We start from the raw sequence: 692 nt of genomic DNA on the forward strand, positions 1-692 counted from the left end.
GGTTCCACGGCCCACGACGGTATCAATTTCCCAATGACCAGGCTCTTTTCGATGCTCAGCTTTTGCAGGTCTTTCGGTAATATGACGTTTTGCTGCCAGCCGACCTCGGCTGTCTTTTGAGTTATACCTTTTACGCCTTTTCTTAGTAGATTGGCGTAGGTGCTTCCATAGTGTTCCACCGAGAGTTTTGTCGTTCCAAATATGCTGATAAATGAGCTCGTGGCTCATTGTTGGATAGCCTCTTCCCCTGAGGTATCCGACGATTTGGTCAGGACTCCAATCCAGTCGTAGCAAGGCTTCAGGCAACCTAAAGTCGATTTCGCTGTAGCGCTTATTTCTGCGCGAGCGACTCAGCCGGTTGCGAGCCATTTGTTGGGCTCTCCACGCCTGATAGGAGTACCTTTTAAAGTGTCTGTTGTATCGGGAATTACGTTCAATTTCTCGATAGATAGTAGCTTTGTGACGACCCAGTTGTTTAGCTATTTTAGCGGTACTAATTCCTTGCTTTCTGAGTGCAGAAATCATATACCTTTCGTTCTCAGTGAGGTGCGTGTATCTCATGTTTTTTACTTCTTGGCGGGAGCAAAGTTCATGATTATCGCATCTCACTGTTTTTATGTTCAGAGGTGTCGCACTTCGTACTTGAATCCAAGGGGCATAACAAAGCATTTAAGAGTGATTCCCAACGTATG

General features: G+C 46.0%; 1 pseudogene. It reads right to left on the bottom strand.

What is annotated here, in order from left to right:
- Positions 1-561, bottom strand: a pseudogene (locus tag R7R24_RS27065) (IS30-like element ISVa6 family transposase); the annotation flags it as partial.
- Positions 562-692 lie beyond the last annotated feature (131 nt).

It is taken from the genome of Vibrio sp. 704 (assembly GCF_033339295.1).